The 7,475-nt window shown below is 47.1% G+C and carries 11 protein-coding genes; 7 read left to right on the top strand and 4 right to left on the bottom strand.

Features of this window, described 5'->3' with window-relative positions:
- Positions 1–285, top strand: a 285-nt coding sequence (locus tag HRU21_07215; GenBank protein NRA42084.1) for an RnfH family protein, incomplete at its 5' end; no start/stop codon positions are given.
- A 434-nt stretch (positions 286–719) separates the two neighbouring features.
- On the opposite strand, the gene HRU21_07210 is transcribed toward HRU21_07215, so the two are convergent.
- Positions 720–1,103: an outer membrane protein assembly factor BamE gene (locus HRU21_07210; GenBank protein ID NRA42083.1), complete on the bottom strand. Its 384-nt coding sequence runs from the start codon at positions 1,101–1,103 to the stop codon at positions 720–722.
- A 74-nt stretch (positions 1,104–1,177) separates the two neighbouring features.
- Here HRU21_07210 and fur point away from each other — a divergent pair, with 74 nt between their 5' ends.
- The 4 genes from fur (at position 1,178) to HRU21_07190 (ending at position 2,939) form a co-directional block, all read left to right on the top strand.
- Entirely contained in the window at positions 1,178–1,591 is a 414-nt protein-coding gene (gene fur / locus HRU21_07205) for a ferric iron uptake transcriptional regulator (GenBank protein NRA42082.1), read from the top strand.
- The gene (locus HRU21_07200; GenBank protein NRA42081.1) at positions 1,591–2,055 is read left to right on the top strand and encodes a PaaI family thioesterase; all 465 of its coding nucleotides are present in this window, start codon (positions 1,591–1,593) and stop codon (positions 2,053–2,055) included. Before fur ends, HRU21_07200 begins: the two co-directional genes overlap by 1 nt.
- Positions 2,052–2,474: a PaaI family thioesterase gene (locus HRU21_07195; protein NRA42080.1), complete on the top strand. Its 423-nt coding sequence runs from the start codon at positions 2,052–2,054 to the stop codon at positions 2,472–2,474. Before HRU21_07200 ends, HRU21_07195 begins: the two co-directional genes overlap by 4 nt.
- Positions 2,475–2,594: 120 nt before the next feature.
- A complete protein-coding gene (locus HRU21_07190; protein NRA42079.1) occupies positions 2,595–2,939 on the top strand; it encodes a hypothetical protein in 345 nt (114 codons plus the stop codon).
- A gap of 119 nt (positions 2,940–3,058) precedes the next feature.
- Here the strand turns inward: HRU21_07190 and HRU21_07185 are convergent, their stop codons facing one another.
- Positions 3,059–4,072 (bottom strand): nucleoid-associated protein, encoded by a 1,014-nt coding sequence (locus HRU21_07185; GenBank protein ID NRA42078.1) that lies wholly within the window; start codon positions 4,070–4,072, stop codon positions 3,059–3,061.
- A gap of 64 nt (positions 4,073–4,136) precedes the next feature.
- Here HRU21_07185 and HRU21_07180 point away from each other — a divergent pair, with 64 nt between their 5' ends.
- Both HRU21_07180 and HRU21_07175 read left to right on the top strand, forming a co-directional pair.
- Positions 4,137–4,724: a DnaJ domain-containing protein gene (locus tag HRU21_07180; protein NRA42077.1), complete on the top strand. Its 588-nt coding sequence runs from the start codon at positions 4,137–4,139 to the stop codon at positions 4,722–4,724.
- Between the two features lie 171 nt (positions 4,725–4,895).
- Complete coding sequence (locus tag HRU21_07175; GenBank protein NRA42076.1) at positions 4,896–5,774, top strand: patatin-like phospholipase family protein; 879 nt, start codon at positions 4,896–4,898, stop codon at positions 5,772–5,774.
- Here HRU21_07175 and HRU21_07170 read toward each other — a convergent pair.
- Positions 5,751–6,632 carry a hypothetical protein gene (locus tag HRU21_07170; GenBank protein ID NRA42075.1) on the bottom strand — a complete coding sequence of 294 codons (882 nt, stop codon included), beginning with the start codon at positions 6,630–6,632 and terminating at the stop codon, positions 5,751–5,753. The two genes, HRU21_07175 and HRU21_07170, sit on opposite strands and share 24 nt — an antisense overlap.
- A gap of 71 nt (positions 6,633–6,703) precedes the next feature.
- Positions 6,704–7,475 (bottom strand): hypothetical protein (locus HRU21_07165; protein NRA42074.1); only part of this gene is annotated, 772 nt, incomplete at its 5' end.

Raw genomic sequence — 7,475 nt, 5'->3', positions numbered from 1 at the left:
GCCTATGCGTTGCCGCATCAGCAAAAAATTGTCAGCTGCGAAGTAGCTGTTGGCACATTGGCTATCGATGCGGTTAAACAATCTGGTATCGAACGATTTTTTGAACAAAGCACATTTGATTTTGATAGCGCTAAAATGGGCATATTTGGCAAAGCTATCAAACCAAAAACCCATATCATGCAAGCGGGCGAACGCATAGAAATTTATCGACCGTTAAAATCTGACCCCAAAGCCAGCCGCAAGGCACGTGCAGACAAGGCTAAGGCTAAACGCAGCGGCGAATAGAATTTAGCCTGAACCAGCAAATATCAAGCTTAGAAAAATACGCAGACATAAAAAAACCGGCGTAAACGCCGGTTAAATGCCACATTCCATCCAGAATGTGCGGGATATACATTAGGGGACGCATATCCCGATTGCCACTATCAAGTATTAGACGTTGCTAATGCAGAAAAGTATCACTTTTTCTAGCAATATTCCTTACACCGGTTGCTTTTGGCAACAAGCGCACATCGATTTTACAGACCTACCGACTCGAGGACTCTCGCGTACTGGAGTATCGAATAACTGTTGTTATTAATAACTGCTTTTATTAAAGGTGAGAATCTTTAGGGAGAGAACGGCTGTCAAAGTCGGGCGCAAAAATAGACTTAAGAATAAGCTAAAAAGGGCTAAAAATCGGACAGGAAATAGGCTCAGGCGCTAAAAGCAGGCACATATCACCAATAGTCGAGCTCGATTTCTGTGGTCGGCGTCTTCTCTACCGAGGTCAGTGTTTGCCCAGAAAAAAGCAAGGTCACCCGCCTGGTCTCATAAAGGCCTTTGCCGGTACGAAAGCTGTAAAAATAATCCCAGCGGTCTGGATGAAAACTGTCTTCTATCAAAGGGCTACCCAGCAAATATTTCACCTGCGCGCGCGTCATGCCTAGCTCAACCTCAGCCAGTTTATCATCGTCAACAATATTCCCCTGCTCCACATCGATTCGATACACCCAGGGAAAGTGAGAGGTACTGCAGGCACTGAGCTGCAGTAGGCCAAAAAGTAAAATTGTTTTGGCAATAGTTGGCAGACGATTGATGCTGGTCATAACTTGCTTTAACATACCGATTATCAAACGCGCTATAATAGCTTAAATACACTGGCGAATCGACGCCGGGATAAATGAAAGGACTGAAAATGTCGAACGAAAACCAAGAGCTTCGTAAAGCCGGGTTAAAAGTCACGCTACCGCGAGTCAAAATCCTGCAAATTCTTGATACTAGCAGTGAAGATGGTCGACATATGAGTGCCGAGGATGTGTATAAAACCTTACTCGACCACGGTGAAGACGTGGGTCTAGCGACGGTATATCGCGTGTTAACCCAATTTGAAACCGCTGGTTTGGTTGAACGGCATAATTTCGAAGGCGGTCATAGTGTGTTTGAATTAGCCAAAGAAGAGCACCACGACCACATGGTTTGTACCGAAACCGGCAAGGTTATTGAATTTATTGCTCCCGAAATTGAGCGCTTACAGCATGAAATTGCTGAGCGTCATGGTTATGAGCTGGTTGATCACTCACTGGTACTTTACGTCAAACCTAAAAGCTAATGTCGGCTGAAGAAAATGCGGCATTTGCTGCACTTAGCCAGCATGTACAAGCTGTCATTAGCAACCTTAAGCACTGCGCTTTGCTTGGTATTCAGGTGCTGGACACCGCACCTGGCATACTCACTCTAGAACTTCCCTACGACGTCAAAATCATTGGCAACCCCGACAATCAGGTTGTTCATGGGGGTGCCCTGACAACATTGATGGATACTGCCTGCGGCTTTGCCGCCGTGTTAGCCTGCAGCGAGCCAACCATTGCACCAACGCTCGACTTACGCATTGACTATATGCGCGCCGCCACACCCGGGCTTGCCGTGATTGGCAAAGCTGAGGCTTATCGCGTCACGCCAACGGTGATTTTCGCCCGCGGCACGGCTTTCCATGCAGAGCATGAAGCGCAGCCAATTGCCCACTGTACCGCCAGCTTTATGCGCCTGCAGTCTAACACTGAGAGCCGCGCATGATCGAACAAATCAAGCAGGCACGGGAAGCTCAGCAGATTGACCAATTGATTGATCAAGTACCCTACGCCGTATTGATTGGCATGCAGGCTTGGTATGTCGGTGACAGTTTATTATTTAAGTTACCGGCGAATGAAAATAATATCGGCAACCCGACTCTACCGGCAATACATGGTGGCTGTATTGGCGGCTTCATGGAATTAGCCGCCTGCTTTCATGTATTCGCTAGCATTGACTGCGAGCGCATCCCTAAAGTCATAGATTTCTCTCTCGACTATCTGCGCCCAGGTCGTTTTCGCGACAGCTTTAGCCGCTGCCATGTTGTGCGTCAGGGGCGCAATGTTGTCAATGTGTCGATCACTGCCTGGCAAAGTTCAGAGCAAGAACCGATTGCCACTGCGCGTGCACACTTTCTGCTATAAGCTTCTTATACTCATTTTTTTTTGAAATTATTTTTTTTATCGTTATTCAATTTAACGAGTTGCTGTCGTCCGCTAACAAGCTAGCTACAATAATATATATAAGCGCTACGAAGATTTGCTATGTCGAAATTTGTTTTTGCCTACCACGGCGGCAGTCACTACAGCAACGCCTCTGAGTATGACCGCATAATGCATGCCTGGCAGCAGTGGCTGCAGGCTATGGGCCCTGCTGTGGTCGACGGTGGCAACCCGGTTGGACTGTCGAGCACGGTGCGCGCTGACGGTACGATTATGCATTCTGGCGGCCTTAATCCGATCAGCGGCTACAGCTTGATCGAAGCTGACAGTATTGATGAAGCTTTAGAATTAGCGAGAGCCTGCCCAATTTTATTGAATGGCGGCAGTATAGAGGTGGCACAGGCCATGCAGATGACGCCGCTGCAGCTTTCAGCCATGCAAATGTAACTTAACAAACGCGATTATCGCAAGATCTGCAAATTGCGTTGTCGATTTAGGGCCACGGCCCGACGAGAGGCCTGATCATTCAGGCTACTGACAGACAGCCCCTCTGGGGCTGTTTGTTTTTATGCATCAGATTCATTCTGTTCGCGATACTGACTGAGCTGCTTTCTTAGGGGCTTAGGTATATTCTCGATGCGTAAACTGCCTACCTCGGGCTGATAAATAATATCCTGACCTAAACGCTCAGAGCTAAAATTGATACTCAAGGAATTATCTCGCCCAAAGTAACGCATATAGCGTTTTAAGACTGCTCGATCAGTATGCACCTCTGGCTTTCGCTGCTGCTGATGTGCCTGTATATAGTCAGCAAACTTATCAGGGGCTTGCTCATCCAATTGACCAGATATCTCCTGTAGCTGAACCGGCAAGCCTAACTTATCTTGCTCAACACAGTAATTGATCACCTGTGTTTTGGCATTCGATTGTTGATCAGCATCCAAGGTTTCGGTGAAGCGATCCACCAGCGTGATAAATTCGGTAGTCTCGGCGGTAATATCAATTCCTTCTTTGAACTGACTAAAACGCAACCACGCCTCGGTCAAATCTTTTGCACCGCGACTAGCCAGCTGGGTAAGGTATTTTGGCGAGGACTGTTCAATGTCTTGCAAATGCAGGCGCCAGGCAAAACTAAGCTTGCCACTGTCTATCACATCGATCTCCGTTGGCACTAAATCACCATTCAACTGCTGCATGCTTTTCATAGGCAGTACCAAGGCATAAGCGTAATGCTGCTCCAAGATACTCTCGTGGGCAAACATCACACAGCAGTCAAATGGGGTGTCGGACTCAGCCAGTGTAGCGTGTAAATCACCGCTGAGCTTTGTCGCCAAACTGACAAAATCAAATTGCTGTGCACGCCAGTTACTGATCAAGCCTGATAACTGCTTATGCTCTGCGTCAGGATCAAAATAACCAAAGCGTTTTTGTGCACTGGCATTGAATAAGGATTTCGCCTGCTCAAACAATGATAAACTGCCGCCATCGGTGTCCATAGACGCTGGCGGCGCCTTAACACTTATTTCGCCAGCATAATCACTACGGCGAAAGCGGAAAATTGCGATGTCCAGTAAGGCCATATGTCTACTCTCTGATATCTGAGCCGCATATTGTACTCAGTGGATTTTCTGGCACAATCAAAGCATGCAGAATCTTGACCATAACCCCTTAAAGCCGGCGATTTTATATATCATTCGTCATGCCAGCTCTAAGCTAGCGATCCATGAGCTGTTAAGCGAGCTAAAGCGCACCAGCCATCTGCCTCGCCTGCATCATAACCAACAGCTCGCCTTGTTCAGACTCAACTGGATGATGATGAATGCACTGTATCAACTTCAGCTCGATTTTCTCGACGATGGCTTGCTGCTAAACATCAGCACCTTAGATATTTATTTAGAGAGCCTTCCCGACACGCAACGTTCGGCTACGCAGCAAGCCATAAGCCAACAGGCATTACGTAACTATTATCTCGACTGGCAGAATTTTTCTGAAACCACCTTAGAAGAAGTACAAGCCATTCTTGACGGTGTTTGGCAAGATTATATCTCAACCGACCAGCAGGCTATGGCTTATCAAACATTGGGGCTTGAGCCTACTAAGGATAGCCGTCTTATTCGTATCACCTACCGCAAACTCGCAAATCAATATCACCCAGATAAAGGTGGTGATCCTGATCGCTTCATGGCCATTCGTGAAGCCTATGAGGTGTTAAAAAAAGCCCATGCCAGTTAACTACGCCATAGCTCAGCCGCGGTGACGTGACAGCTCCGCTGATACAGCCATTAGACCGCTAAAAAACCGCTTGATTGCTAAGATTAGGTTTTGGCGTTATTTTTTTATAATTCACACAATAAACGCGCTTACCTACATCAAGTAACTGTGACGAACTGTGAGTAACTTTATATGAACATTGCTCAGACTTTACGCAACCCGCTATACCATAATGGCCTCGCCCTAGGCGGCGGCTCTGCCCTAGGTGTAGCCCATATTGGCGTATTACGCGCTATTGAGCAGCAGCAAGTCCCTCTGCACTGCATCGCTGGCACCAGTATTGGCGCCTTAGTTGCCGCATTCTATGCGTTTGGTAAAAGCCTCGCTGAAATTGAAGCCGTCGGCTTAGACATGAGCTGGCAAGATGTTAGGCGGCTCAAGCCCTCGAAATTGAGCCTGTTCGACAACCATAAGCTGGGGCAGTTAGTGACAGAGCACTTGGGTGAGGTAAATATCGAAGATGCTAAAATACCCTTAGCCATTGTAGCCGCCGATATCGCCACCGGCCGCACGGTGATTTTGCGCAGCGGGCCAGTTGCTGACGCGATAATGGCCAGCACCTGCTTGCCCGGCTTGTTTAAACCGGTTCAGATTGGCGACAATTTATTGGTAGATGGCGGTATTGTTGAGAATGTTCCGATTTCAGCACTGCTTGAGCTTGGCGCCAATAGCTTACTCGCGGTGGATTTAAGCGCCCAGTCAAACTACCGCGCGCCAAATGATATCTTTGATGTCATGTCGAACGCGATCGCCATTGCGATTAACAATAATACCGAAAATCATACACGCCAGGCCGACCTGTGCATAAGGCCAAATCTGTCCGCACACAATAGCGTCGATACCAACCCGGAAGAATTAGCCGCGATGGTTGAGATTGGCTATCAGGATGCACGCCTACAGTTATTAAAAACGGTGCGATTCAAGCAGTGGTTCAGCCTTCTATGCCGCCAGTGCTGGCGCAAGATCAGTCGCGCGGGCCAACACAGATCAGCTGAAGTTATTATTCACTAGATTCGGTTTACTGGGCGTTTCAATCCAGCTCATTAAATCTTCCGGCACAAATTTTCGTAAGGCGCTTAGCCCTTCCTCGAGTTGCGCACTCATCAAATTGAGAATACGATTGGCATGATTAAATACCTCAGAGCCATTAGGGCATTGCTGCTCTGGGTTTTGCATCGGACTCACGAGAGAGATAAAGTTTAACACTTCCTCACTCATCGCTAGCTGTGCTGATACAGCCTGCATTTTTTTATAAAACTCAAATGGCAAGGTATTAAACGACTCTTCGCGTTTTTGCCAGGTGTGAAAAACAGCTTTAATCTCATCAGCGATTAACATGCGCTCTTGCTCATCAATACTGTCCCGGGCACAAAACGCACAGGCATAGCCGCGCAGCCGCGCAATGGTCTCCATTGCTTCAGCATGATATTTCAAAATAAAGCGAGCGATAACCGCCTTGTCGTTATTACTGACCAAGCCTGGGTCAGCTTGCAAAGCTAGCTGCCAGATATGGTTTTGAATGGTATTTAGCAGCTCACAATGCTCATAAAAATTGCTTAACTGCGGGTGGCGCTGCCAGTGTTCTTTGATGGCTTTCCATTTATCGTGAATATCTGCAAATGCCTGTGCAGACTGCAGCAACTGAAGACTTTCTTTATCGGTTTGAATTGCTAGAAAATAAAGATTGATATCGCGGGCATGTTTCTCAACAATTTTGGCAAAAAACTCATCGCCGCCCAATAGCGCAGTGCTGGCGCCGCGATGCGCGCGAATATCTGAGCACATCAGATACAGCTGTCTGATCATATCAATTGTGGCATGCCATTGTTTTAATGACTGGTGACTGCGCGCAATCGATAATCTACTCATAAATTTACCTGTGTGAACCAAAAAAGGGCACGGTGATTATGACGCACCGTGCCAAGCCTGCTATGAAAGTCTTAGAATTTCAGCTCAGTCCAAAGCCATAGTTTATCGGTATCAACTTTACCTGCCGCATCGTCGCCGGCACTATAAGCAGCGTATTTAAAGCCCACTAAGTAGTTTTTACCAATTGGCTTAACCGCGACGAAGTCAATCTCGCTACCCAGATCATCAACCGTGTCCGTCGACTCATCTGCACTGAAATCATGATAGGTTGCAGCAAGTTTTATGCCAGCAAGCTTTCCGGATACAGTAAAGTAGGTATCTTGCAGACCCTCATTAGGCGTCGCCAAGAACTGGTCGGCAAAGCCGGCAAATTTATGCCCTGTGGCATACGGTGTACTGAAGCCGAATTGGGCATCATCACTGCCTAGTTGCTCATAGCCTAAAGTTAGGTTAATACCGCTAAAGCCAAGGCCAAATTCTGCCAATAAATAATCAGCATCAAAATCGTCGCCAACTTCCTGCTCTTTGGTTTGCGAGGCATACTCAGCAGCATACTTAAACGTAATATCGTCACCGGTGCTGCCAGCAAAACGAATACCGTAAGTTGATAGCGCATCATCTAGGCCATTATCAGGGTCAATGATATAGGTATAGCCGCTTACTTTACCCACTGGCGTTTGATAGGATAAATTGACAAAGTGATCTTCAGTTTTCACCTCGCCGCCTAACGGTGTATAGCGACTGTTTATGTAGGTATAGTCAATTTTGAATTTATCAATTGGCGTGACCATAAAGCGCGCCGCATCAAAGGTTTGACGGTTATTACGCCAAGCCACGTGGCCA

The organism is Pseudomonadales bacterium (genome assembly GCA_013215025.1).
GTDB lineage: Bacteria > Pseudomonadota > Gammaproteobacteria > Pseudomonadales > DT-91 > DT-91.
Note: the sequence above shows the minus strand (reverse complement) of the source record. Positions and strands in the feature narration are given on the sequence as shown.

What these genes read in the sequence shown, in the direction of transcription:
- fur (NRA42082.1), top strand. Translation starts at nt 1,178, where the DNA reads ATGTCGAACGAAAACCAAGAGCTTCGTAAAGCCGGGTTAAAAGTCACG.
- HRU21_07200 (NRA42081.1), top strand. Translation starts at nt 1,591, where the DNA reads ATGTCGGCTGAAGAAAATGCGGCATTTGCTGCACTTAGCCAGCATGTA.
- HRU21_07195 (NRA42080.1), top strand. Translation starts at nt 2,052, where the DNA reads ATGATCGAACAAATCAAGCAGGCACGGGAAGCTCAGCAGATTGACCAA.
- HRU21_07180 (NRA42077.1), top strand. Translation starts at nt 4,137, where the DNA reads ATGCAGAATCTTGACCATAACCCCTTAAAGCCGGCGATTTTATATATC.
- HRU21_07170 (NRA42075.1), bottom strand. Translation starts at nt 6,632, where the DNA reads ATGAGTAGATTATCGATTGCGCGCAGTCACCAGTCATTAAAACAATGG.
- HRU21_07190 (NRA42079.1), top strand. Translation starts at nt 2,595, where the DNA reads ATGTCGAAATTTGTTTTTGCCTACCACGGCGGCAGTCACTACAGCAAC.
- HRU21_07175 (NRA42076.1), top strand. Translation starts at nt 4,896, where the DNA reads ATGAACATTGCTCAGACTTTACGCAACCCGCTATACCATAATGGCCTC.
- HRU21_07210 (NRA42083.1), bottom strand. Translation starts at nt 1,103, where the DNA reads ATGTTAAAGCAAGTTATGACCAGCATCAATCGTCTGCCAACTATTGCC.
- HRU21_07185 (NRA42078.1), bottom strand. Translation starts at nt 4,072, where the DNA reads ATGGCCTTACTGGACATCGCAATTTTCCGCTTTCGCCGTAGTGATTAT.